The sequence below is a fragment of the Fontivita pretiosa genome (genome assembly GCF_050410795.1).
In the GTDB taxonomy this organism is placed as follows: Bacteria; Planctomycetota; Phycisphaerae; order Tepidisphaerales; family Tepidisphaeraceae; genus Fontivita; species Fontivita pretiosa.
On sequence record NZ_CP191258.1, the window covers coordinates 4,357,902 to 4,381,880 of the forward strand.

The 23,979-nt window shown below is 64.0% G+C and carries 18 protein-coding genes; 7 read left to right on the forward strand and 11 right to left on the reverse strand.

Annotation, left to right across the window (positions count from 1 at the left end):
* Positions 1-140: 140 nt before the first annotated feature.
* The 11 genes from ACQS5P_RS17670 to ACQS5P_RS17720 form a co-directional block, all read right to left on the reverse strand.
* The gene (locus ACQS5P_RS17670; protein ID WP_428937943.1) at positions 141-2,426 is read right to left on the reverse strand and encodes a cytochrome c3 family protein; all 2,286 of its coding nucleotides are present in this window, start codon (positions 2,424-2,426) and stop codon (positions 141-143) included.
* On the reverse strand, positions 2,423-3,550 hold the full coding sequence (locus ACQS5P_RS17675; RefSeq protein ID WP_428937944.1) for a cytochrome c3 family protein: 1,128 nt from the start codon (positions 3,548-3,550) through the stop codon (positions 2,423-2,425). The genes ACQS5P_RS17670 and ACQS5P_RS17675 overlap by 4 nt, the downstream gene beginning before the upstream one ends.
* On the reverse strand, positions 3,547-6,195 hold the full coding sequence (locus tag ACQS5P_RS17680; RefSeq protein ID WP_428937945.1) for a 4Fe-4S dicluster domain-containing protein: 2,649 nt from the start codon (positions 6,193-6,195) through the stop codon (positions 3,547-3,549). The genes ACQS5P_RS17675 and ACQS5P_RS17680 overlap by 4 nt, the downstream gene beginning before the upstream one ends.
* A 344-nt stretch (positions 6,196-6,539) precedes the next feature.
* Positions 6,540-7,616: a glycosyltransferase family 2 protein gene (locus ACQS5P_RS17685; protein WP_428937946.1), complete on the reverse strand. Its 1,077-nt coding sequence runs from the start codon at positions 7,614-7,616 to the stop codon at positions 6,540-6,542.
* A gap of 150 nt (positions 7,617-7,766) precedes the next feature.
* Entirely contained in the window at positions 7,767-9,995 is a 2,229-nt protein-coding gene (locus ACQS5P_RS17690) for a molybdopterin cofactor-binding domain-containing protein (RefSeq protein ID WP_428937947.1), read from the reverse strand.
* 5 nt (positions 9,996-10,000) lie between these two features.
* Positions 10,001-10,483 carry a (2Fe-2S)-binding protein gene (locus ACQS5P_RS17695; RefSeq protein ID WP_428937948.1) on the reverse strand — a complete coding sequence of 161 codons (483 nt, stop codon included), beginning with the start codon at positions 10,481-10,483 and terminating at the stop codon, positions 10,001-10,003.
* A gap of 120 nt (positions 10,484-10,603) precedes the next feature.
* Positions 10,604-11,923, reverse strand: a complete 1,320-nt coding sequence (locus tag ACQS5P_RS17700) for a glycosyltransferase family 9 protein (protein ID WP_428937949.1) — start codon at positions 11,921-11,923, stop codon at positions 10,604-10,606.
* Complete coding sequence (locus ACQS5P_RS17705; RefSeq protein WP_428937950.1) at positions 11,907-12,719, reverse strand: hypothetical protein; 813 nt, start codon at positions 12,717-12,719, stop codon at positions 11,907-11,909. Before ACQS5P_RS17705 ends, ACQS5P_RS17700 begins: the two co-directional genes overlap by 17 nt.
* A gap of 7 nt (positions 12,720-12,726) precedes the next feature.
* Positions 12,727-13,437, reverse strand: coding sequence for a class I SAM-dependent methyltransferase (locus ACQS5P_RS17710; RefSeq protein ID WP_428937951.1), 711 nt, complete (start codon positions 13,435-13,437; stop codon positions 12,727-12,729).
* Between the two features lie 65 nt (positions 13,438-13,502).
* A complete protein-coding gene (locus ACQS5P_RS17715; protein ID WP_428937952.1) occupies positions 13,503-14,426 on the reverse strand; it encodes a glycosyltransferase family 2 protein in 924 nt (307 codons plus the stop codon).
* Positions 14,423-16,534, reverse strand: coding sequence for a glycosyltransferase family protein (locus tag ACQS5P_RS17720; protein WP_428937953.1), 2,112 nt, complete (start codon positions 16,532-16,534; stop codon positions 14,423-14,425). Before ACQS5P_RS17720 ends, ACQS5P_RS17715 begins: the two co-directional genes overlap by 4 nt.
* A gap of 136 nt (positions 16,535-16,670) precedes the next feature.
* Between ACQS5P_RS17720 and ACQS5P_RS17725 the strand changes: the two genes are divergently transcribed.
* The 7 genes from ACQS5P_RS17725 to ACQS5P_RS17755 all read left to right on the forward strand — a co-directional run bounded on the left by ACQS5P_RS17725 (position 16,671) and on the right by ACQS5P_RS17755 (position 23,876).
* Complete coding sequence (locus tag ACQS5P_RS17725; protein WP_428937954.1) at positions 16,671-17,264, forward strand: DUF2585 family protein; 594 nt, start codon at positions 16,671-16,673, stop codon at positions 17,262-17,264.
* Between the two features lie 244 nt (positions 17,265-17,508).
* Positions 17,509-17,844 carry an iron-sulfur cluster insertion protein ErpA gene (erpA, locus tag ACQS5P_RS17730; protein WP_428937955.1) on the forward strand — a complete coding sequence of 112 codons (336 nt, stop codon included), beginning with the start codon at positions 17,509-17,511 and terminating at the stop codon, positions 17,842-17,844.
* A 57-nt stretch (positions 17,845-17,901) separates the two neighbouring features.
* Complete coding sequence (sufB, locus tag ACQS5P_RS17735) at positions 17,902-19,377, forward strand: Fe-S cluster assembly protein SufB (RefSeq protein ID WP_428937956.1); 1,476 nt, start codon at positions 17,902-17,904, stop codon at positions 19,375-19,377.
* Positions 19,378-19,406: 29 nt separating this feature from the next.
* On the forward strand, positions 19,407-20,177 hold the full coding sequence (gene sufC, locus ACQS5P_RS17740; RefSeq protein WP_428937957.1) for a Fe-S cluster assembly ATPase SufC: 771 nt from the start codon (positions 19,407-19,409) through the stop codon (positions 20,175-20,177).
* Positions 20,178-20,216: 39 nt separating this feature from the next.
* Positions 20,217-21,587, forward strand: coding sequence for a Fe-S cluster assembly protein SufD (gene sufD / locus ACQS5P_RS17745; RefSeq protein ID WP_428937958.1), 1,371 nt, complete (start codon positions 20,217-20,219; stop codon positions 21,585-21,587).
* Positions 21,571-23,391 carry a SufS family cysteine desulfurase gene (locus ACQS5P_RS17750; protein WP_428937959.1) on the forward strand — a complete coding sequence of 607 codons (1,821 nt, stop codon included), beginning with the start codon at positions 21,571-21,573 and terminating at the stop codon, positions 23,389-23,391. The genes sufD and ACQS5P_RS17750 overlap by 17 nt, the downstream gene beginning before the upstream one ends.
* On the forward strand, positions 23,388-23,876 hold the full coding sequence (locus ACQS5P_RS17755) for a DUF59 domain-containing protein (RefSeq protein ID WP_428937960.1): 489 nt from the start codon (positions 23,388-23,390) through the stop codon (positions 23,874-23,876). Before ACQS5P_RS17750 ends, ACQS5P_RS17755 begins: the two co-directional genes overlap by 4 nt.
* The last annotated feature ends 103 nt before the right edge of the window (positions 23,877-23,979 follow it).

Below are 23,979 nucleotides of genomic sequence, written 5' to 3' on the forward strand. Positions count from 1 at the left end.
CCGAACATGAAATGACTAAGCTCAAATTTATCGTGAGAAGAACGGTTTAGTCAACAGCATTTCTGCTTTATCGTTAAAATTGACTTCAGGACCGCTCCACCCTGCAGGACAGCTCCAACATAGAGGACGGGCTGCGTGCCTTATCGATTGGCCTTGATCGCGGCGGCACGGTAGTGGATCGCCGCGTTCTGCCAGTCGCGCTCGTTTTCGTAAATCCGTCCGAGCAGCAAATGCGCCTGGGGCGAATCGGGCGCCAGCTCCGAAGCCCGCGTGGCGGCGGCCTTGGCGTCGGCCCAGCGGTCCATGGCGATGTAGGCTTCGGCGCGGAGCAGCTCCGCCTGTCCGGGCGGCAAGGCGTCGGCGGGCAGCCTGCTGAGCTGGGCGATGGCATCGGCACCGCGTCCGGCTCGCGCCAAGGCACGAATCAGCATCACCCGCAGCGGCACGGAATCCGGGTCGGATTTGAGCGACTCGGTCAGCAGGGGCAGGGCTTCGGCGGCGCGGCCGGCGTCCAGCAGTTGCTCGGCCAGGCGCAGCTCGCGCGACGCCCTGGATCGCGTGCTCCCGACGGTGCGGGTGCTGGCCAGTTGTTTGGCCAGCGCAGTCGCATCGATCCTGCCGCTGGCCAGGTCCAGGTAGGGTCGGAGTTTGAGCACGAACGATTCGGGCGCACCGCCAATCCGCGCGATCTCCGTGCCGTCGCTCTGGAGCACCAATCCCATCGGCCAGCCGTGGATCTGCAATTCGCCGCAGATCTTTGCCGCCGAATCCGCGATGATCGGCCAGTGCCGGGGCGTGGCCTGCGCCAGTTGATTCGCCGCCGCCTGCGCATCAGGTCCACAGACGATCAACACCACCTGGGCGCGATGGGGTTCGTCGGTCAGGGCACGCTCGACGGCGGCGACGAGTCGGCGGTGCTCGGCGACATCGCTGCCGACGAACAGCAGAACCGTCGGTCCAGACGAATCCGGCACCTGCACCGTCGATCCATCCAGACTGGTGGCCTTGAGCGAGACGATGGCCGGTCCCTCGGCCGCGGCGCGGGCAATGGCGCGGGGCGCCGGCTGGGTGGCGGGTCTGGACGTCGGCGAGGGCAGGGGATTGACCCGATCGTATCCCCACGGCCCGTGGCATCCCGGCGCGCAGCTTCCGCCGGTTTCGGTCTTGCGGAACCGCAGCGGCATGTTCCAGATCTTCAACGGGGTCGTTTGACGGATGTTACGTTCGTTGGGGCTGGCATGGGTGGTGTGGCAGACTGCGCAGGCTCGTCCGCGCTGCCCTTCCTTCACATGCACCCAGTGCAGGTTCCGATCGCCGTTTCGAAAACCTGTGATGGTTCCGGCATTCTCCTGTTGTACCAGCCGCTGATCATGGCAGGCGAAGCACAGCTCGTAGTTGGCCACGGAAAATGGCTGATAGAACGTCGTGCGATAGACTCGAGTCAGAAGCGCCGGCTGATCCGAGCCGTGCGCGGCGTGGCATCCGCTGCACTGGCCGTCCTTGATCGCTCCGTGTCGGTGCATTCCCGGGTCGGTCAGTTCCCGGACCGCTGGAATCACCGTCTTGCGGTCGATGCGGATGTCCTGCTTGTGACAGTTCATGCACACCACGATGGGTTGATCGACCATCAGCCGCGGCACATCGGCTCCGTGCGGCGTGTGGCAGGTCAGGCATGCCCGGTCCTTGCTGACCACCGAGTGTTTCACCGTCGCCCGCTCGATCTGATTCCGCACCTTCTCGTGACATTGCTGACAGAGCTGGGGCGATGGTTGCAGCGTCTGGGCGGGAAAGTCCGAGCCGTGGGGATCGTGGCACTTTTCGCAGCCCTGCTCCAGAGCCTTGTGCCCGAACCGAACACGCGAAAGGTCGGTTTCAAAGTCGCTGTGGCAGGCCAGGCACAGGTCGGTGCTGACTGCGTCCAGGAGCTTGGGGAACCGCGCCGCGTGTGGCGGATGACAGGAATCGCACTGCCCCAGGCTCACCGGGCGGTGGAGAAACTTGCGATCCTCAGCGATTCGCTCGTGACAGCGGTAACACAACGCCTGCATCGAATCCTCGCGCGTCATGCTCCGCCGGGCGCTGCCGTGAGGATCGTGACAGCCCAGACACTGCCCGCCGCGGACCGGCTTGTGAACCACCGGCATGTCCGCCACATCGAATTCGTGACAATAGGTGCACAGCTCGGCCTGCTCACGCCACAGCCCGAACTTGTGTGTCGCCGGATCCACAAGCTGGTGGCAGGCGTCGCAGGCGTCGGCGGCGACAGGTCCGTGCAGCAGCTTCGAGGCCTTGATGTTCGCGTGACACTGGCTGCTGACGCAGTCTTTAGGCTCGATGACGCCGCTCGGACGCGTCGTGGCGCCAACACAGACCTCCAGGCTCAGGAGGCTCCAGACGATGAGGATGGCTGCGGCCGGCTGCTTCATGGCGCGTGCTGATTCTCAGGCGATGGAGCCGTGCTGCGGCGAACTCGCTTGACCAGGACTCCTGGCGCTTCCTCGGCGACAACGACGGTCGGGCGGGTGGACGGCGCCGTCGAAGGCGCAGCCTTGGGCAGCAGCGGGCCGGGACGGTCTTTGGGAAAGGCGATCTGCCGGGCCGGGTCGTGGCACTCGCTGCCGCCGCAAGTCAACACCGTCTCCGCCTTGACCCGTATGTGACATTGTGCACACGAGAGGGTTGCGTGGTTCTCATCAAGCAACTGCCCGGTGAGTCGGTGTTCAAATGGCGGGGGAGGCGATTGGCCCTCGCCGTAATGACAGGTTCTGCAACGATCCTGCCGATGGCACGAGACGCACGGTTCGTGGGTTTGTGCCCAGGTGCGACCCGGATGAAGCAGGACCGGTCCGCTGGCCTGCGGCGCGGCGCTGTGACAGCTCGCGCAGTTGTCACGGCGATGGCAGTTGACGCACTTCAGCCCGTATCGGGTTGAATGTTCCTTGTGCCGGAAGATGACATTGGCGCCGACGGCGGGCGTGAAGCGGGCGCGATAGTTCTTCACGTCCGGCTCCGGGATCGGCGGGTGCATGCGACCGACGATATCGTCCGGCCTGGGCGCGGGGGCTGTGCTGGCGTAGACGGCCACGCCCTCGATTGGCTCGTGGCAGACCGTGCAACTGTTCTCATTGGCCCACTCGCGATGGCAGTTGAGGCACTGGCGGTGGTAGGCGCCCTTGAGCGAGGGCATATGGATGTCGGCGGATTGCAGATTGATCTCGTGGCATGACTTGCACGCCGGGAATCTGGCCGCCTGCTCCTGGGTCTTCAGGGCCGGTTGCGCTTCCCCGCCCGCGGGCTGAGTGCCGGGCGGCTCGGGCGTGCGGTGATGGCAGGTTACGCAGCCATCCCACATCTCGGCCATCTGAGCATGCGTCTTGTGGTCAAAGGGCACGGGTTGATACAGCGCCACCAGTTCGCGCAGGATGACCACATCCGGGCCGTGCAGCGTGTCGTCGCGGGTTGTGGCGCCGATCTGGGTGGCGCAGGGCATCGTCGCCGGCGCGGCGCCCAGGCACAGGATCAGCAGGCAGCTCACCAAGGCCTGGTTCATGGACGCACCTCGGCAGGCCGCGGCTCAAGGATCGGCAGGTAAGTTACGCCCACGCGGTAGGTCAGCAACAGCGCGGCGACCAGACCGGTGGAAACGGCAAACTCGGTAATGGACGGAATGTAGGTCTTGCTCGCGAATGGCGGCTGGTAGCCCAGCACGAACACGTTCAGGCGGTTCAACACCACGCCCACAATCACGCAGAAGACCGCCGCGGCGAGCAGTCCGGGAGTTCGCCGCACTTTCGGGATCAGCAACAGAACCAGCGGGATCGCCACTCCGAGCGTCATTTCCGTCAGCCACAGCGCGCCCTGTGTGTTCAGATGAACCAGATCGGCCCAGGCGCCGCGCCAGATTACGTCGGCGACCTTCATCACCAGGTATATGGCCAGGAAGAACGGCACGTACATGGCCAGCGGTGACAGCACGTGCATCTCGGGCCGCCGGTTCAGTGACCAGGACGCGAACAGAATCGTGAAGATGACCATCGGGAAACCGACCATCATCGCCGACCAGAGGAACAGGATCGGCGAGATGGGCGTCCACCACAGCTCATGCAGCTTGTAGGGGGCGATGACCATCAGATTGCCCAGCGACGACTGATGAAATGTCGAGAGCGTCACGCCGAGCACCAGCAACGCCGGCATCACCAGCTCAAGCTGGTCGTGGATGAACTTGATCAGCCGATGCAGCCACGGACGACGCTGGACCCAGGCTTCGGCGAGCAGGCGCTGGCAAATGATCGGAGTTAATTCGGCATACTGCACATTCAGATAGAGCATCACGCAGATGCCGACCTCGAACAGCACCGAGTTGCCCTGCCACATGCTGGGCAGAATGGGATGCCAGATGTTGTACCACCGACCCAGATCCGCCAGCAGGCCCGGGACGTAGAAGGTGTAGCCGAGCAGCGCGGTAAGCAGCGCGGATCGCGCAATCGAGTGGTAATGCTCGCGATGGAAGATGTGGACCAGCGCCGCGGTGACGAATCCCCCGCCCGCAAGCGCAATGCCGCTTCCGACGTCCATCGCAATCCACAGCCCCCAGGGGTGCTGTTGATCCAGGTTGGTCGAAGCGCCCAGGCCGACAAAGAAGCGATACAGCCCGAAGCCGACACCTGTAAGCACGAGGATCGCCAGCACCCAGACCCCCGGCGTATTCAGCGGATGGTTGATCGGAGCCGCATGGTCGTGGTGGGTGCAGTGTCCTCCAGGGCGCTCTTCATGCCCGCCAACATCGTCTGACGACAACTCCGATTCCGGCACGTCGAGCACGGCAACTGCTGGTCCATCGTCGCTGCCATCGGGGTTGCTTCCTTTACCGGAATCGCGCGCGAACGCAGAGCTGCGATTTCTGTGCCGCAGGCTTCTCAGCCCCGCTGTTGTTGCATCACCTTCTCTGCGGTCATTCGCCTGATCGCGGGCTGGAGGCTTGTGAGCTTCGGCCGCAGACTTGGCGCATCGTGCCCTGCGCCCCGTCCACCACATCATCCCCGACAGGAAGCTGTACCAGCCGATAGGCGCGATCCAGTACTTGAACACCCCATGCTGGATCGCCTCCGTCAACGCCGGCGGCGCCGCGGGGCCCAGTTTCAGGAAACCGGCCTGCTCGAAGGGCACCGGCGAAAGGTACATCCACGACGTTCCCCCGACTTCATGTTCGCCATACACGTGATCGACGTATCGACCGGGAGTTTTTTCGATCCGCTGGTGTGCCAGGGCGATCAGCTCGCGTCGCCTGCCATACAGCAGGGCATTGCGCGGGCAGGCCTCCACACACGCCGGCAGCTTGCCCTGCGTTGTGCGGTGATGGCAGAACTGGCACTTGCGCACCTCCGGAGTCAGCACTTCTTCATAGCTGTAGGCCGGCAACTGAAACGGGCAGGCGATCATGCAGTACCGGCAGCCGATGCACTTCCACGCATCATAGGTGACGGCGCCATCCGGCTGCTTTCGCAACGCCCCGACGATGCACGCCGACACGCACGCCGCGTGATTGCAGTGCATGCAGTTGATCTTGGCGTAGACAAACCCCAGTGCAGAACGAGCAGGCTGCCGGGCAGAATCCGACGCGCGGTCAAGCTGATGCTCGACGGGTGACGCCGGATTTGTGCTGTTCAGCGGCCAGGCGTTGACGACCGTCAGCTCGTTGGGCGACGGTCGGCGCATGCTGCGGAACACGGATGGATCGTCGTAAGATTCCAGCGGCCCCGGATCGATGCCATTGGCTTTTTTGCAGGCGTGTTCGCACAGGCGGCAGCCGACGCAGTTGGACAGATCGACCAGCACGCCCATCGGATCGGCGGGTCCGCTGCTGTGGCCATGCCCCGACGCCTCCGCGAGCGCCGAGCGGCTGGCCAGCGCCGCGCTTCCGGCGGTGAGCAGCCCGACGAACTTGAGCACATCGCGTCGCGCCGGCAGGGGGGCAGTGGTTGTGGTCGGGAGTGTCGGCTGGGTCGGTGGGTCGGGCCGTGCCGAGGAAGGGGAGGTCTCCGGCGACTTGTGAAAATAATCACAAATGGATGGATTAATAAAACCCCCGCTCGACGACGCGTGCTCAGGCCGGCAGTCGCCCGCAGCGCCCTCGGCACTGCCATCAGCCGCCGCCGATTCGCTCTGGTCAGCCTTGTTCGTGCTTGTCCGTCGCATGAGACCTTCCCTCATGTCCAGACCGATGACCCGGCTGCCCCGGGCAGAGCCCCGGATCCGCTGCGCCCGCCGGAGCGCAGCCGACGCCGGCCGCGGCCTCACTCGAGCCTTGGGCCTGTTGTCAATGAACCAGGCATCGGATCCCCCTGCATCACTACAGAGGACGCCTTGGTCTTCTTATAGTGTTCACGGTTCTTCCCCCGGTTTCAAGCGCAAAGCGCAAATGAGATCGAGTCTCGGCTGTGGTCGAAGCGGGCGTGGAGGACCGCCTGCGGGGCCGCGTATCGGAACTGCCCGTGCGGCAACAGGCAAGCAAGAGCGGCTCAATCAACCCTTACGGTGTCCTACGCGGCGTGGCGTTTGGGTGGGGTCAGCTCAGGACTGGCCGGCGAGTCCGGGCCGCCGCCGTCGCCAGCGGCCGGCGACGAGGCGGTCGATCGCGCCGCCGGCAACAGCGAGATCACCCGGTCCATCGCCCGCGTGGAAAGGTTTTCCGTCGCGAACACCACGTCCCGCGCCAGCTTCGGACTGTTGCACGCCAGCCACTTGAGCATCGAAGCGTAGCATGAAGCCTTCTGCGAAGCGTGCAGTGGCGAACGCCCGATCGACACCCAGTACTGTCGCAGCAGGTTCCATTCCGGGAAATTGGCCTTGCCCTTCCGCGATGCGTCCCACCACTCCGGGGGGGGCAGCGGTCCGGTGCCCAGCCAGCGCGACAGCCGGCTTCGCCCGGCGCGAATGTTGCTCGGCAGCGTCTGCATCGACTGGGTCGGGTGGCTGCGCGACAGGAACAGACAATCCGGCAGCTCGACGAATCGCCCCAGCAGCGCCAGTCGGACCAGCAGCACGCTGTCGCCCCGGGCGTAGGCGCCCTGGAGCGGGGTCCGCCGCAGCGCGTCGCTGCGCATCAGGCCGAAAATCTCCACCGCCCGGTGTTTGCGGTGGTTGACGTGCACGAGCTGCGAGAAACGCCGGGTCGCGCGAGCATCGTCCGTCTCGATGTGGAAGCGGTATTCATCCAGCGGCGCGCCGTGCTCATCGACGATCAGCGTCCGCGTATGCACGAGCACAACGCTGGGATCGGCGTCCAGCACCTGGATGCACTTCTGGAGGTACTGCGGCGCGATCATGTCGTCATGGGCGTGCCAGCGGAAATACTGTCCGCGGGAAAGCCTGAAACAACGATTGTAGTTTTCCGCCGGGCCGATATTCGTTGGATTGCGAAAGTAGCGGATGCGCGCGTCTCGGGCAGCGTACTCGCGGCAGATCTGCTCGGTCGAGTCCGTCGAGGCGTTGTCGCAGATGATCAGCTCAAAGTCGCTGAATGTCTGCGACAGGATCGATTCGATCGCCTCACGAATGTACTTCTGCCCGTTGCGCACCGGCATGCCGATGCTCACCCGCGGTGCAACTTCGCCCATTCTTCCAGTTCCCTCCTGCCAGCCCGTGGCATCCTTCAAGATACCACAGCTTCATCGGCCAGGAGGCAACATCGCGTGCAACGGTGATGCATTTGCCCCCGTTAAATCCGGCTTAAACCGCAACAGCGGTGGAATCGGAAAAGTCGGAAGTCAGTGACTTGGGGCATCCCCGAACGGCGTGACCGAAGAACCCGCCAGCCGAATCGGCATCTGCCTGATGCGCTGGCTGGTGGCATCGTACACGGCGTTGGCGATCGCCGGGGCCAGCCCGATCAGCGGGGTCTCGCCGGCGCCGACGCTGTTCAGGTCCGGGCGGTTCAGCAGGTGAATCTCCATCTCCGGCAGGTCCTTGATCCGCGGCACCTGGTACTTCCACAGCGACGCGTTCAAGACCCGCCCGTCCTCGAATTCCATCGCTTCGCTCAGCGCAGGCCCCAGACCCTGGATGATCGCGCCATGAACCTGGGCGCGCAGATTCTCAGGGCTGGTGATCGCGCCACACTCGAAGGCGGTGCAGACCCTGCTCACGCGGATCGTCTGCTGGCTCCGATCCACCATGACCTGCGCGCAGGTTGCGACGTACGATCCTTTCTCCATCCCGCACGCCAGCCCCACGCCACTGACCACGCCTTGTCCCTGGTCGCGCTCCTGCTTCGCGTGCTGCGTCGCCCAGTCGAATCGTTTGGCGGCTTCTTCCAGCACCGCTCGCAATCGCGCGTTGTCCAGGTGCGCCAGTCGAAACTCCAGCGGATCCTTTCCGGCGGCTTCGGCAAGCTCATCCATGAAGCACTCCCGCGCGAAGTTGTTCGCCGTCGCCGCCAGCGCCCGGTACGACCCATGCCGCAGCGGCGCATCGCAGCGCACGAACTCGGTGCGTTTGCGGCCGGTGTTGTAGGGCGTATCGATCGCCGCCGGCCCGCTGTTGAGGTTCACGAAATACCAGCTCGTGAGCCTGCCCGAGGCGTCCAGCGACGCCTCGATGTCGATCACCGCCGCCGGACGGAAATACGCCCAGGTGAACTCCTCTTCGCGCGTCCAGCGGACGGCGACGGGCTTGCCGGCGGCCCTGGCCAGCCGCGCCGCTTCGACCGCGGCTTCGCCGGTGTGTTTGCCTCCGAAGCCGCCGCCGAAATCCGGCACGATCACCCGCACTTTCTCCGCCGACATGCCAAACGCCCGCGCCAACTCATCGCGCACGCCGAACGGTCGCTGGCTGGCCGTCCAGACCGTCAGTCCGCCGTCGGTGTCCCACTGCGCCACCGCCGCCCGCGGCTCCAGCGGCACGTGCTGGATGTACGCCACGTGATACGTCGCCCGCAGCGCCCTGGCCGCGGACCGGATCTCCTGATCGAAGGGATTCTTGGGCGGCGCGGCTGCGGCCTTTTCCCGCAGGTAGGCGTAGATTTCCCTGCTTGATGGATGCGCACTGGTCTGCCACTGCGCTGTCGCCGCCATTGCCCGCAGCGCCTTTTTCGCCTGATATGTCGTGGGCGCCGCCACGCCCACCAGCGAGCCGTCCTGCACGACAACAACGCCCTGCATCGCCTTGGCCGGACCAGGGTCGATCGACTTGAGCGTGGCGCCGAAACCGGGCGGGCGGAGGATCTTGCCATACAGCATCCCGTCGAGCACCAGATCCGACGGGTAGCGATGTGCGCCGGTAACGATGTCGCGCCCATTTGGCCGGGGCAGCGACTGGCCCAGCACCTGCCACTGCTGCACCGCCGTCAGCTCGATATCGCGGGGCACGGGCTGCTTCATTGCCTCGACGGCTTGTTCGGAGGAGGCCAGATCCGCATAGGTAAACGAGCGGTTCGTCGCTTCGTGGATGGCGGCGCCGTCGCGCACTGCGATGTTGTCGGGAGCGACGTTCCACAGCTTGGCCGCCGTCTCGAGCAGCAGCTTCCTCGCCGCCGCGCAGCCCGCGCGAACCGCCGGCAGCGTCGAGGGCGTGGTGCGGCTGCCGACCGTCGGGCCGTCGTCGGGTACCAGGCTCGTGTCGGCCATCAGCAGCGCCACGCGCTGGGGCGGGATGCGCAGTTCCTCCGCCGCTGCCTGCGTGAGCTGCGCCCGCGCGCCCTGTCCACCTTCCACCTTGCCGGTCATGACGGTGATGGCCCCGTCTTTGGCAATGTGGACCCGCGCGCCAAGGATGAGCTGTGGCGCCTCGCGCCCGCCGCCCTGCCGTCGCCCGCCCGATTCCTCTCGCGCACGCTCCTGAGCCTGGATCCTGGAGGCTACGGTCGTGATGAGCAGCCCCGCCGCCAGCGCCTGCACGAAGCATCGGCGAGTCACGCCATCGACCTCGAAGCTGTACCAGACCGTCTCGACGGGCTCGTCGTACTGGTTCACCGTCGCAGTCAAGCTTGTTTCGGTCATCGCGTTCACTCCCTCCTGCCCGCGGTCAGCTCGATGGCGCGGCGAATCGAGCGGAGGATGTTGGGATACGAACAGCAGCGGCACAGGTGCCCGTTCATCGCCTGCTCGATTTCGCTGCCGGTGGGATTGGGCGTTTTCTCAAGCAGCGCGACCGTGCCCATGATCATGCCGGCCGTGCAGTAGCCGCACTGGAAGCCTTCGCACTCCAAAAACGCCTGCTGCACGGGGTGCAGCACCTGGCCTTTGGCCAGGCCTTCGATCGTGGTGATCGATTTCCCGTCTGCTTCGGCGACGATAGTGGAGCAACTGAGCGTTTTGGCGCCGTCGATCAGGACGGTGCAGGCGCCGCAGGCGCCCTCGCCGCAGCCGTACTTGGTGCCGGTGAGCTTCAGGTCCTCGCGAAGCACCTCCAGCAGCGAGCGGTCGCGTTCGGTCGTGACCGTCACCGCCTTGCCGTTGACCTGGAAATTGAACGTTTCGGATGCCATGCCGTTCCTCGCGTGCTGGCGCGCAGGCGCCGGCGCGATTGTAACCGCAGCGGCCTGGGGTTGGTGAGCAGGAAATCCGCACAAGACAGGAATGACGTCGGGCGGCCGACAGTACCACCATCAGCCCGTCGCCTGGAGCTTGCCGGGTCGCGCAGGGGCGACATAGACCTCCACAGGCACGGGTCGGTTCCTGAGCCTGGCCCAGGCGAGAACGATCTGTACGGGATCGATGTCGGTGATGCACTGCGGCTGGGGCAGGGTGCAGCGATTGTTGCACCCTTCGCAGGGCATGGGGACATTCAGGACCTGGTGATGCGGCGTCTCGGGCCAGGGGAAGAATCGCCGGGGATTGCCTCCACCCACCAGAACCACCGTCGGCACATGCTGCGCCACCGCCAGGTGCGCCAGGCCGGTATCAACACTGAGCAAAGCCTCCAGTTGGCCGATCACGGCGGCGATCTCCAGGATGGGCAGTGGGCGGTCCAGCCGCAGCGACGGCACGTCGCTGGCCAGAAGGGCTTTTTCGAGCTGGTGGATGGGCATGAGATCTGCTGGCCCGCCGAGCAGCAGCGGCATGGCGCGATGCTCGCGCCACAGTCGCTTCAGCGCCACGATCCACCGATCGATCGGGTAGGTGTTCACCGGCATCGATCCGCATGGAACCACGCCGACGATCTCTTCGGCGCGGGCCTTGCGCGCGGCGGCCTGCCAGGCTTCCATCCGCGCTTCGGCACGCGCCAGGATCTGCTCGCTCAGGTACAGCTTGGGCTTTCGCAGCCGCAGCCGCGCCTGGCCGGTCCATTGCGCCGCCAGATACTCGTTGCGCAGCAGTTCATGCGCATTGCCCGGGCGGTTCTCGATGATTCGCGTGGCGATCTCGTGCATCCGCTGCCGCTGATGCTCAAACTGGTTGATCGTGTCCCCATAGTTCAGCCAGCGCTGCGAGGTCCGCGCCGAGGCGAAAAGCCAGTTGCCCAGCGGCTCGGGGCTTTCCGCCGGATAGATCACCCGCTCGAAGGTCCAGCGTCCGAGCTGAAAGCCGAGTTTCACTCGCCAGTAGATCGATTTGAAGTAGAGCAGATTTCCCTGCTTGAATCCCCTCGGGATGACCATGAGCCGGGCGATGGTGGGGCAGCGGGCCAGCAGCTCGCACGTGAGCTTGGGCGCCCACAGATGCACCACGCGAGGCGAGACGGTGCGCGCCAGGCTCTCCAGTGCCGGCTCGAAAAGCAGGGCATCGCCCAGGCCATCGGTGCGAATGACCAGCACGCGCTGGTGGTGGCGAGCGGGCAGGATGAGGCTCGCCAGCCGCCCGATCGCGTGCGATACGTGAAATACCGCCGCCAGAAGCCATCGCAGCGGCGCCATTCCCGGCGAGACCAGCCTCGCCGGCCAGCGGTAATCCGGTTCGCTGCGGGGCCAATCAAACCACTTCGCCATGCGATTCACATCCCTCGAGCTGTGCTCCTTGAGCTGTTCTGCCCGGACACGGCTCTGCATCGGTCCTCGATTCCCGCGCCGGATCGAATCGCGCGATACAGAAACCGAACTTCTCCTGCTGGGCGGCCACGATTTCAAATCGCCGATCACGCCTGATCATCTCGAAGCTGCGGTAGTGCTTGACGTGATGGACATCGTCCAGCGCGACATGGCACGGCCCGCGAAGCTGCTCGATCAGGTAACTGAATTCGATGAAGCCCATGTGCCCGGCGCTGTCCAGGAGCACGAAATCCGGCCGGCCGTCGAAGCGGCGGATCGCCTGGCCCAGCAGGTCGTCAGGCAAATCCTCGAAGTTGGTCTCGTTGTAGTAGAGGCGGGCGCGGTCGGCTTCTTCGTGATCGACGATCAACCCGTCGGCCAGCACCGTCTTGACCAGCTCGCGTTCGATCTGCTGGATCGAAGGCAGCAAACGGCGCGGCACCGACAGGCCGTGAAGCAACTGCACCGACAGGCCTGCTCTGGCCAGATTCGCCCGGGCCTTGTTCAGGTGTCTGGGATTGACTTCGATCGACAGGAACTCGGCGTCGTCGATGCCCAGCTCTCGAAGGGCCGAGGCGATGATGGTCGTCGTGCCGGTGCCCAGATACGTTCCAGTCTCGATGATGCGGCGGGGACGGATCTGCGCAAACAGCGTGCGGATCGCGCCGGCGAACGCCGACTGCGTGTCGATGAGCGTCAGGTCCCTGTCGCTCATTCGTCCGGCGATGCGATATCCTCGGAGTGTGGCGGTGCTCATGGTTTGCTCACCATTCCTGCTTGAGCCTGACGGTGTAGCTGTGCAGTCGCAGATTCAGCCCTTTGGCGGGGTCGAAGCTCCAGGCCTGGCGGGAGATGATGCGCCCGTGCTTTTCGACCTCGGCGTCGAACTCATTGATATTGCGGATGGTGCGCGGGTAGGTGAAGCCTTCGAAGGGGTATTCATCGGCGCGCGTGGTGAGGATCTGCCGCTGGGTCTTGCCGCCGTGCAGGAACAGGCGGTGCAGCAGCATGTACTGCCGCCCGACGCGCGCCGCCTCGGCCAGCACCTGCTCGTATTCCGGCACATGTTCCAGCAGGGCGCTGATCCAGACCACGTCAAAACTCTTGTTCATGTGGTACAGGTGCCGGGCGTCGGCCTGGCTGATGGGGCAGCCGGGGTTCAGGCGTTTGGCCTCGGCCACCATCGCCGGGGAGAAGTCGCAGCCGGCGTAATCAAACCGCTTGCCGGAGTATCGACGCAGCAGCACGCCGTACAGCCCGACGCCGCAGCCGATGTCCAGCAGCGTGAAATCGTCGATGGGCAGGCTTCGCACCAGATCGATGCCGCGGCGAAAGCTCTCGATGTTCTGTCCGTCGAAGCGTTCCAGCTCGCGCTGCACGTTGGCCGCCTGGGCGGCGGCGAAACGCTCGTCCTTGAAGTTCTCGAGCTTCTGGTTCAGCTCCTCAATGCTTGGCGTGATCGTTGCAGTGGACATCACTTGGCCTCTGCTGGTTGTTTCTGGTTGAACCCCCTGGCGCTTTGTCGCCGTCTCAGGCTCGATCATGCCGCCCGGCGCTGGTCCGACTGGCCATAGGTCTGGCGATACAGCGGATGAGTCCGCATGGCCGGGGGATGCTCGCCCACGAACGGCAGCGTCTTATCCTTGATCGGCTGGCCTTCGGCGTCGCGATAAATGTTTGGGGAGATGCCGTATTCGGCTTCGATTCGGCGGCGATCCAGCTTCCACGGCCGCCAGATCTTCTGGATGTAGTCATAGTGGAAGTAGTGGACATCCCGCTCCCGTGGATAGCGGGTTGGCCGCCAGTAGCAGTGATAACGGATTTTTTCTTCGACCTGCTTGTCCAGCACGTAGGAATAGTGGTACATGCGGATTCCCCACTGATCCAGCATGTCAGCCGAGAGGTGCTTCATTTCATTCATCGTCCGGCCGCTGGTGGGGTGCATGATGTTCACGGGGCGATGGGAGATGTAGCGAGCGCCTGGATACAGGCGATGAATCCGCCAGAAGGTGTTTTCCCAGTGCCGTCCGTGCGCGACGCGGTCCAACCCGCCGAAGAAAACCCGATGCCGCATCTGCACCGCCATCAGCTCCGGGTCGTCATGCAGGGCGCGCGCGATCCGTTCCATGTCCTGCGGCTGGTACATCTCATCGCTGTCCAGCAGCCACACGAAGTCGCCGCTGAGATATGGCATGAAGGCGTTGGACTGCTGGTCCTTGTCGGCCCATCTGCCGCGCAGAAGCTGAATCTTGCCTTTGGGATCCGGGTAGTTGCACAGGATTTCCCAGGTGCGATCGGTGCTGGAGCCGTCGGGATTGGCCAGGGGCATCGCGAACTGATCGGCGCCTTCGACGACGACGATCTCGTGGGCGAAGTCATAAACGCCGTCGAGCACCTGTCTGAGGAAATACTCCCCGTTGAACACGATCATGCCGAAGCTGAACCTGGGCAGCGCGCGACTCATGCCGCCACCTCCTGCACAACGGCATTGCGATCCAGATCATCGGCGATGAAGTCGAGCAGTCGCCGGCTGATCTGCGTGTAGCTGAAGCGTTCGATGACGGCGGCGCGCATGCTGTGGGCGATGGTAGCCCGGCGGTGCGGATCATTCAGGAATTGTTCGACGCGCTGCCGGAGCTCGGCGGCGGAGCGGAAACAGACCTGGTCGTATTCGGGCCAGATCGAACCCGCCGAGCGGATGTAGCCGCCGTCGTCGGACAGTCGCAGCAGGTCCAGGAAGCTGCTGTGGATGGCGAACGGATCGACCCCCAGCACGGTGCGGACCTGATCGAGCAGCGCCTGGACCGTCGGCGGAGCCTTGGCGCGCAACGTCGCATCATCCGTCACGTCGTTGTCTACACACCACTCGTAGATCTGCTGGTAGATCCGCTCGATAATGTCTCCCGGACAGTAACGGATCAGGAAGAAACCACCCGCCGACAAACCCTCGAACAGCCGCTGGTGGACGGCGCCGAAAGGCGTGATCTGGAGATTGATCCTGCTGGCCTGATAGATCGCGGCCAGTTCGGTCTGATGGCAGGCGACGCCGCGTGCGAATCTGGCGAAGCGCGGATGCTGTTCCCATCCCCGGCCATACAGGTGCAGCTTCAACCCGAGATCCGCTGCCCACTGTAGCGCCTGATGCCGGAACATGGCGTTGTTGATGCGGTGGTTGAAAAAGTCGAACAGCGACTGTTTGGAGGTTTCGTCCAGCCGCAGACGCAGCCGTGCCAGGGAACTGTCGATAAAGGTCTGGATGTGGCTGGCGTGCGGGATGGCCTGCCCGCCGTCGTACACGCCGCGCATCTGCTCGAAGACGTCGATGAGCAGCTTGCGGGCATCCGGATCGGCGCGCTGAAGCTGTTCGCTAAGCAGGGCGGTGGCGGGGGTGGAGGCATGGGAGACGAAGCTGATGTCGCAGCCGTATTTCTCGATCTCAGCCGGCCCGAGCTGGCGGGGCGCAAAGCGGCGGTGGTTCACGCCAACCTGCGCCGGCATGAATCGCGACTGCGGATAGCCGTACTGTTGCCCCAGTGCCGCCCGGCCGAAGCCCAGACAGTAATCCCGCGGCCCCTGCGCCGCGCCGGCCTGCGAGCTGAAGATCGTCGGCAGCTTGTCCTGAACCCACATCACGCAGGGAATGGCCCGGGGCAGTCCGGGCATCTCCGCGCGGTAGTGGTCGATCAGCAGGATCAGATCCGGGCGATAGTCCACCACCGCCTGCGCGAAGCAGAGGGGATTGGCGATTTCGTGGTCGGCCTGTTCGATGATCAGTCGCGTGTCATGCCCCAGCTCGTGCATGGCCTGGAGCCAGTCGTTCATCGAGTGCTGGAGGAAGGTGGTATACAGGCTGGTGATGCCCATGATCCGCATCGGTTCGCCACGGAGCCTGCGGACAATGGTTTTGACATCCAACCCGGCGTAGATCGCTTCGATCTGCCGCGTAAGCTGCTGCATCCGGGCGTTGGCGTGCTGATGTGCCGCTTGCCAGAGCGAATCGACGCTGGTTCCGGCCGGCCAGATCGTCGGATCGATCGTCACGCACAGCTTGGCCCAGGGGATGTGCATGTCGCGCAGCATGGCGTTGCGAAGCTGGTGGATGACATCCTTGCCGGCGAACAGCCGCGCCCGCGCGTCGGCCAGCAGATTCCTCCAGTCGTGCAGATGAAGCACCACCCACAGTCGCTCCAGACTGCGTGTGAGCAGGTAAAGAGGCGGGCGATGTCCGGGCGTGCGGGGCGTGTGGCAGGGCAGATCATACAGCGCCTGCCACAGCCAACCCTGATCCAGCCCGGCGACCATGACCGGCTCCGTACACCTGCCAGCGGGAAACAGCTTGCGGATGATTTGCGTCGCTGCACCGGGGGTGAGCGCGGTGGGAACTGGCTCGATTTGACCATCCAGCGCGCGGCCCAGGCGCAGGCCATCCGTGGCCGTCGCGCAAACCCATTGGTGGTCTGGGACGTAGGCATACAGCCGCTGGGTCAGAACCTGATCTCGCCCTGCCAGCGCCTCCAGGTTCGCCTCCCATCGATCTTGCCAGTTGCGCAGTTCCCGCCAGTCACAGGACATGTTCTTGATTATCGGATGATGTGATGGCTGGGCGTGAGGAATTATCGGACGTGTCGAAGCGGACGCTGTGAGCTGTATACCGCCTTCGGGCGGATTCGATCCCGCCCGCACCTCACGCTAAGCTGGGCGTTGGACAATGACTGCCCAATGCCCCGACGCCGCTGCTCCCACGCCGCTGCGCTCGCGACCAGTCGCGATCGTGGTAGGCTCGCTGCTGCTGGCGGTGGTCTACCTTCGCTGGCAGGGGCGGGTGTGGTGGTGTGCCTGCGGTGGGCTCAGCCCTGTCTCGATCACCGTATGGTCGCCGCACAACTCGCAGCATCTGCTCGATGCCTACAGCCTATCGCACGTCCTGCACGGCGTCATTTTCTTCGGGGGGTTGTGGCTGCTGCGGCGGTGGCTGAGCCTGAACATCCGCGCCGCCCTGGCCGCCGGCATCGAAATCGGCTGGGAAGTGCTGGAGAACTCCCCGATCATCATCAACCGCTATCGGGCGGCGACGATCTCGCTGGGATACAGCGGCGACTCGATCGTCAATTCCCTGGGCGATGTGGCCAGTTTCGTGCTGGGCTTTTACGTGGCGCGCAAGCTGGGGCTGTGGTGGTCGCTGGGGCTGATTCTGGGAATTGAGCTGGTGATGTTGTGGCTGATGCGGGACAACCTGACGCTGAATGTGCTGATGCTGCTTTGGCCAATCGATGCGATCCGGCGATGGCAGAGCGGCGGGTGAGGATCGGATGTGCGGCGATGACTCCACAGGGGCAGGCTGACGACATTGGCAGCATCTGAGACTCAGTCGCAAAAATCGCTTTGGACGCTGGAATTGACCGCCGCCAGTTCCTATATTCCCTTGTGCTACGAATCCATGCTGTCGCGGAGCACGAAGGTCGATTACGCACTGTTGCTACCCGCGTTGCCAGACCGGAGCGGGGCAAGGGATGTAATTAACTTAAGTGATTGATGGAGATACACTTATGGCGATCAAGCTGACCGAAACCGCCGCCCGTGAGATCAAGCGGATCATCCAGGAGCAGAACCTCCCGGCCGAGCAGACCCGCCTGCGCGTCGGGGTCAAGGGTGGCGGGTGTAGCGGCTTCACCTACATGCTGGACCTGACCGAGGAGCCCAAGACCGACAACGACGAGGAGATGGATTGCCACGGCGTGAAAATCCTGGTGGACATGATGTCCGCCCTGTACCTGGACGGCACGGAGATTGATTTCAGGGACGAGGTCATGGGGCGAGGGTTCGTCTTCAAGAACCCCAACGCCACCAGCACCTGCGGCTGCGGATCCTCGTTTACCGCCTAAGCCGGATCTGGCCAGCAAGGTCGCATGCCCCGGTCAACAGGAACGTGAAGGTGCGCAATGCCAACCGCAGAAGTCGAAATCGAATCACTGGCCAACCGCGAGTACAAGTGGGGCTTCGTCACCGACATCGAGGCCGAGTCGGCCCCGCCGGGACTCAATGAAGACATCATCCGCTTCATCAGCCGCAAGAAGGAAGAACCGGATTGGCTGCTGGAGTGGCGGCTGAAGGCGTATCGGCACTGGCTGACGATGGAGGAGCCGCACTCCTGGCCGATGATCAAGTACCCGCCGATCGACTACCAGTCGATCATTTACTACTCGGCTCCCAAGCGGGGCGGAAAGTACAAGAGCCTGGACGAGGTGCCCAGGGAGATCCTTGAGACCTACGACAAGCTGGGCATCCCGCTCAACGAGCGCGCGGCCCTGCTGGGCATCGAGCAGGAAGGACACACGCCCGTCGCCGTCGATGCCGTCTTTGATTCCGTCTCGGTCGCCACCACGTTCCAGAAGACGCTGGCGGAGAAGGGCATCATCTTCTGCTCGATGTCCGAGGCAGTGAGGAACCATCCGGAACTGGTCCGCAAGTACCTGGGTTCAGTGGTTCCCTACAGCGACAATTTCTTCGCCACGTTGAACAGCGCGGTGTTCAGCGATGGCAGCTTCGTGTATGTGCCCAAGGGCGTGCGCTGCCCGATGGAGCTAAGCACCTACTTCCGAATCAACGCCCGCAGCACCGGGCAGTTCGAGCGAACGCTGATCATCGCCGACGAAGGCGCTTATGTCAGCTACCTGGAGGGCTGCACCGCCCCGCAGCGGGACGAGCATCAGCTTCACGCGGCGGTAGTCGAGCTGATCGCGCACGACAACGCGACCATCAAGTACAGCACCGTGCAGAACTGGTACCCCGGCGACCCGAAGACCGGCAAGGGCGGCATCTACAACTTCGTGACCAAACGCGGCGCCTGTCGCGGCGTCAACAGCAAGATCACCTGGACGCAGGTGGAGACCGGATCGGCCATCACCTGGAAATATCCGAGCTGCATCCTTCAGGGCGACAACAGCGTCGGGGAGTTCTACAGCGTTGCGCTGACGAACCATTATCAGCAGGCCGACACCGGCACCAAGATGATCCACATCGGCAGAAACACCCGATCGACGATCGTGTCCAAGGGTATCTCCGCCGGTTTCGGGCAGAACACCTATCGCGGGCTGGTCAAGATCCTCAAGGGCGCGGCCAACAGCCGCAACTACACCCAGTGCGACTCGCTTCTGCTGGGCGACAAGTGCGGCGCGCACACGACTCCGTACATCGTCGTGCACAACAAGACCAGCCGCGTCGAGCATGAGGCCAGCACCAGCAAGATCGGCGAGGACCAGCTCTTTTATTGCAGGTCACGGGGCATCAGCCTGGAAGACGCCGTGAACATGATCGTCAACGGCTTCTGCAAGGACGTGTTCCGCGAGCTGCCGATGGAATTCGCCGTCGAAGCACAAAAGCTGTTGGGCGTGAGTCTGGAAGGAAGCGTTGGTTGATTGGCGGCCGGTGAAACAGGGACAGAACAATGGCATTGCTTGAAATCAGAAACCTACATGCAGGCGTGAAGGATCGCGAGATCCTCAAGGGCGTGGATCTGACGGTCGAGGCCGGGGAAGTCCACGCGATCATGGGCAAGAACGGATCGGGCAAATCGACCCTGGCGCAGGTGCTGATGGGCCGCGAGACCTACGAGGTCACCGAAGGAACCGTCACCTACAAGGGAATGAACCTGCTGGAGCTTTCGCCGGAGGAGCGGGCACGCGAGGGCGTGTTCCTGGCGTTCCAGTATCCGGTGGAGATCCCCGGCGTCAGCACGAGCTACTTCCTCAAGGCCGCGGTCAACGCCGTCCGCAAGCACCGCGGGCTTCCGGAACTGGACGCCGCCCAGTTCATCAAGCTGGTGCAGGAGAAAATGCGGCTGTTGAAGATGGACCAGAGCTTCATGAACCGCGCGGTCAACGAAGGGTTCTCCGGCGGCGAGAAAAAGCGCAATGAAGTGTTCCAGATGGCGGTGATGGATCCGACGCTGTGCCTGATGGATGAGACCGACAGCGGACTGGACATTGACGCGCTGAAGATCGTGGCCAACGGCGCAAACACATTGCGCCGACCCGACCGCGCCATCATCATCGTCACCCACTACCAGCGGCTGCTGAACTACATCGAGCCGGACCGCGTGCACGTGATGCTCGACGGGCGGATTGTCAAGAGCGGTGACAAGAGCCTGGCGGTTGAGCTGGAAGCCCGGGGGTACGACTGGGTCGAACAGGAAGCCCGGCAGGCGGCACTGGTCTGAGCGTACGGGCAGGACATCGCAAACGCGACAGAGAACGCAATGCTGACTCAAGAACATTACGTCTCCACCTTCTCGCGCGTCGCCAGGGATGTGGGCACCGGCGGCGACGGCAAGGCGCTGCCCGCGTGGTTTGAGCAGCTTCGGCAGCGGGGGATCGACCGCTTCAGCGAGGTCGGCTTCCCTTCGACCCGGCTGGAGGACTGGCGCCACACCAATGTGGCCCCGATCGCCAGGATCCCCTTCAAGCCCGCGCCGCCCAACGAGCAGGCCTCGATCGCCCTGATCTATCCGTACAGTTTCGGGCATGATGCGGTTTGCCAGGTGGTCTTCGTCAATGGCGTCTACTCGCCGGGCCTGTCCAGTCTGCGCGCGCTGCCGAAAGGGCTGCGGGTGGCGAGCCTGGCTTCACTGCTGCAAACAGGCAGCAGGCGACTGGAATCGCATCTGGGGCGATATGCCGACATCCAGGCCAACCCGTTCGTGGCGCTGAACACCGGCTTCATCCGCGATGGCGCCGTGGTCTATCTGGAGAACAACACGACGATCGACCGCCCGATTCACCTGCTGTTTCTGACCACGCCCGGCGGCGAGCCGATCGTCACGCATCCCCGCGTGCTCGTTGTTGTCGGACAGAACGTCGATGCCAAAATCGTCGAGACCTATGTCGGCGTGGGCACGGGCGTCTATTTCACCAACGCGGTCAGCGAGGTTGTGCTTGGCGAGCACAGCCGCCTCGATCACTGCCGGCTTCAGCACGAGACGCTGGAGGCGTTCCACGTCTCCACCACTCAGGTGCAGGTCGGACGCTCCAGCACGTTTATCACGCAGTCGGCGACGCTGGGCGCGCAGCTCACCCGCAACGATGTGAACATCGTGCTGAGTGGCGAGGCCGCCGAGGCCACCATGAATGGCCTGGTCATCCTCAATGGCACGCAGCATTGCGACAACCACACGCTGCTGGACCATGCCAGCCCGAACTGCCCCAGCCATGAGCTGTACAAGCACGTTCTGGACGGCAGCTCGACCGGGGTGTTCCGCGGCAAGATCCTGGTGCGTCCGGGGGCGCAGAAGACCGACTCCAAGCAGACCAGCCGCTCGCTGCTGCTCAGCGACGACGCGGAGATGAACAGCCAGCCGGCACTGGAAATCTATGCCGACGACGTGAAGTGTACCCACGGCTCGACCACCGGCCCGGTGGACGAAGAGATGCTGTTCTACATTCGCAGCCGGGGCGTGGCCCAGGAGGCCGCCCGACACCTGCTCACCTACGCATTTGCGGCGGACATCACCCGCCGGATTGCCGTCGAGCCGGTCAGGCGGTATGTGGAGAACTACATGGCCGCGCAGCATGGGCTGCCGCAGGACCTGCGGATCACCGATTTGGGACGTCACGATGAAGAACACCGCTGAGCTGGCTCAGACCGCCGGACCGGACGCTCGCTTCCGGGCCGCTTCCGACAGACCCGGGCTTGAGGCTGCGGCCGGGTGGCGGTTTGATGTGCATGCGGTGCGGAAAGACTTCCCTATTCTTCAGACGCTGATGAACGGTCGGCCCCTGGTCTATCTGGACAACGGGGCCACCACCCAGAAGCCGCGACAGGTCATCGATCGCCTGGTCCGCTACTACGAAACTGAAAACGCCAACATTCACCGCGGCGTCTACGCCCTCTCGCAGCGCGCCACCGAGGCCTACGAGCAGGCCCGGCAGAAGCTGGCCCGCTTCATCAACGCCCCGGACCCCAGAGAAGTCATCTTCGTTCGCGGCGTGACCGAAGCCATCAACCTGGTGGCTGCAAGCTGGGGCAGAAAGTTCATCAACGCCGGCGACGAGATCGTCGTGTCGGCGATGGAGCATCACTCCAATATCGTTCCCTGGCAGTTCGTCTGCGAGGCGCGCGGCGCCAAGCTGCGGGTCATACCCATCACCGATGCCGGCGAGCTGATCTTCGAGGAATACGCCTCGATCCTTCGATCCGGGCGGGTGAAGCTGGTCGCCATCACGCACCTGTCTAACGCGCTGGGGACGATCAATGACGTCAAGCGTGTGACGAAGATGGCCCACGAGGCGGGGGCCAGGGTTCTGATCGACGGCGCACAGTGGGTGGCGCATTTCCCAACCGACGTTCAGGACATCGGCTGCGACTTTTACGCTTTCAGCGGGCACAAGCTCTACGGCCCGACGGGAATCGGCGTACTGTGGGGCCGCCGGGAGCTTCTGGAGGCGATGCCGCCGTTTCACGGCGGGGGGGACATGATCGAGACGGTTACCTGGGAGAAGACCACCTACGCGCCTCTGCCGAACAAGTTCGAGGCCGGCACGCCGGACATCGCCGGCGCGATCGGGCTGGGAGCGGCGATCGATTACCTCAACTCGATCGGTTTTGAGTCGCTTGCGCCCTATGAGCATGAGCTTCTGGAATACGCCACGCGACGCCTGACTGAGCTGCCCGGGCTGCGGATCATCGGCACGGCGGCGAACAAGGGGGGCGTGATCTCGTTTGTCATTGATGACCCGCCCATTGCGTCGCTGGACGTGGGAATGAAGCTGGATGCAGAGGGCATTGCCGTGCGAACCGGGCATCACTGCGGCATGCCGCTGATGCAGCGGATGGGTGTTCCGGGGACGATCCGGGCCTCGCTGGCGATGTACAACACGCATCAGGAGATCGATGCCCTGGTCACGGCGCTGCGGAAGATCATCGACGCGGCGCGGCGGCAGGCCGCCACCGAAGCAAAGCTGCCGGCCGCCACGGAGATCGTTTTCCCGCCGGCCAGCGGTCCATCTCCGCAGGCCGTCGCCGACGAGATCGCGCAGGTTTTTGAGCTTCTGCCCGACCGCAACGCCAAGACCGAGCAGGTGCTGGATTACGGCAAGCAGTTGCCGCACTACTTCGACATTCTCAAGAACCTGACGCAGCGGATCCCGGGTTGCATGTCGCAGGTGTACATGATCTCGCGGCGGGTTCCGGGCACCACCGACCGCTTCGAGTTCGTCGCCGACGCCGACGCCGACATCGTCCGCGGGGAAATCGCCATTCTTCAGAAGATCTATTCCGGGCAGCGCGCCCGCGATGTGGTCGATTTCGACATCGAGAGTTTCTTCAATCGCATCGGTCTGGAGCACTTTCTGACGGCGCAGCGCCGCACCGGACTGGCCAGCATGGTCCGCCGGATCCGCGCCGACGCGGCGGCGATTGCCGAAGGCAAGTCATGAGCGAGCAGAGCGATCAGAAACCGCCGCAGCCGATCGTGAGCCTGCCTGTGCTGCCGAGCTCGGACAAGCTCGAGCAGCTCCGCAGGGAGCTGGCCTCCAGCCCGCCGACGCAGCAGAAGAAGCTGAACGAGACCACTCTGGTCGATCGCGTCGTCGATCAGACCAAGACCCCGAAACAGAAGGCCATCGAAGAGAAGGTCATCGAGAAGCTCAAGAGCATCTACGATCCGGAAATCCCGGTGAACATTTACGAGCTGGGATTGATTTACGACATCGATGTCGATCCGGAGACGTCGGCGGTCTATGTGAAGATGACGCTCACCGCGCCCGGCTGTCCCGTCGCGGGCTCGCTGCCCGCAGAGGTGCAGCGCAGGATCGAATCGATTCCCGAAGTCTCGCAGGCGGTTGTCGAGCTGGTGTGGGATCCGCCCTGGACCAAGGACCGCATGTCGCAGGCCGCTCTGCTGGAGCTGGGTTTGCTCTGATTTTGAGGGATTAACGCCCCGGGTTCGCAGGGCCGCGTGTCACGGCGCGGGATTCCGCGGCGCGAGCGGAGCCTTCCGGCGCCGATGACGGCCGCGCCCAATT

Bases quoted from the DNA above. Each gene is read 5' to 3' on its own strand.
- ACQS5P_RS17670 (WP_428937943.1), bottom strand. From the start codon at position 2,426: ATGAAGCAGCCGGCCGCAGCCATCCTCATCGTCTGGAGCCTCCTGAGC.
- ACQS5P_RS17675 (WP_428937944.1), bottom strand. From the start codon at position 3,550: ATGAACCAGGCCTTGGTGAGCTGCCTGCTGATCCTGTGCCTGGGCGCC.
- ACQS5P_RS17680 (WP_428937945.1), bottom strand. From the start codon at position 6,195: ATGCGACGGACAAGCACGAACAAGGCTGACCAGAGCGAATCGGCGGCG.
- ACQS5P_RS17685 (WP_428937946.1), bottom strand. From the start codon at position 7,616: ATGGGCGAAGTTGCACCGCGGGTGAGCATCGGCATGCCGGTGCGCAAC.
- ACQS5P_RS17690 (WP_428937947.1), bottom strand. From the start codon at position 9,995: ATGACCGAAACAAGCTTGACTGCGACGGTGAACCAGTACGACGAGCCC.
- ACQS5P_RS17695 (WP_428937948.1), bottom strand. From the start codon at position 10,483: ATGGCATCCGAAACGTTCAATTTCCAGGTCAACGGCAAGGCGGTGACG.
- ACQS5P_RS17700 (WP_428937949.1), bottom strand. From the start codon at position 11,923: ATGGCGAAGTGGTTTGATTGGCCCCGCAGCGAACCGGATTACCGCTGG.
- ACQS5P_RS17705 (WP_428937950.1), bottom strand. From the start codon at position 12,719: ATGAGCACCGCCACACTCCGAGGATATCGCATCGCCGGACGAATGAGC.
- ACQS5P_RS17710 (WP_428937951.1), bottom strand. From the start codon at position 13,437: ATGTCCACTGCAACGATCACGCCAAGCATTGAGGAGCTGAACCAGAAG.
- ACQS5P_RS17715 (WP_428937952.1), bottom strand. From the start codon at position 14,426: ATGAGTCGCGCGCTGCCCAGGTTCAGCTTCGGCATGATCGTGTTCAAC.
- ACQS5P_RS17720 (WP_428937953.1), bottom strand. From the start codon at position 16,534: ATGTCCTGTGACTGGCGGGAACTGCGCAACTGGCAAGATCGATGGGAG.
- ACQS5P_RS17725 (WP_428937954.1), top strand. From the start codon at position 16,671: ATGACTGCCCAATGCCCCGACGCCGCTGCTCCCACGCCGCTGCGCTCG.
- erpA (WP_428937955.1), top strand. From the start codon at position 17,509: ATGGCGATCAAGCTGACCGAAACCGCCGCCCGTGAGATCAAGCGGATC.
- sufB (WP_428937956.1), top strand. From the start codon at position 17,902: ATGCCAACCGCAGAAGTCGAAATCGAATCACTGGCCAACCGCGAGTAC.
- sufC (WP_428937957.1), top strand. From the start codon at position 19,407: ATGGCATTGCTTGAAATCAGAAACCTACATGCAGGCGTGAAGGATCGC.
- sufD (WP_428937958.1), top strand. From the start codon at position 20,217: ATGCTGACTCAAGAACATTACGTCTCCACCTTCTCGCGCGTCGCCAGG.
- ACQS5P_RS17750 (WP_428937959.1), top strand. From the start codon at position 21,571: ATGAAGAACACCGCTGAGCTGGCTCAGACCGCCGGACCGGACGCTCGC.
- ACQS5P_RS17755 (WP_428937960.1), top strand. From the start codon at position 23,388: ATGAGCGAGCAGAGCGATCAGAAACCGCCGCAGCCGATCGTGAGCCTG.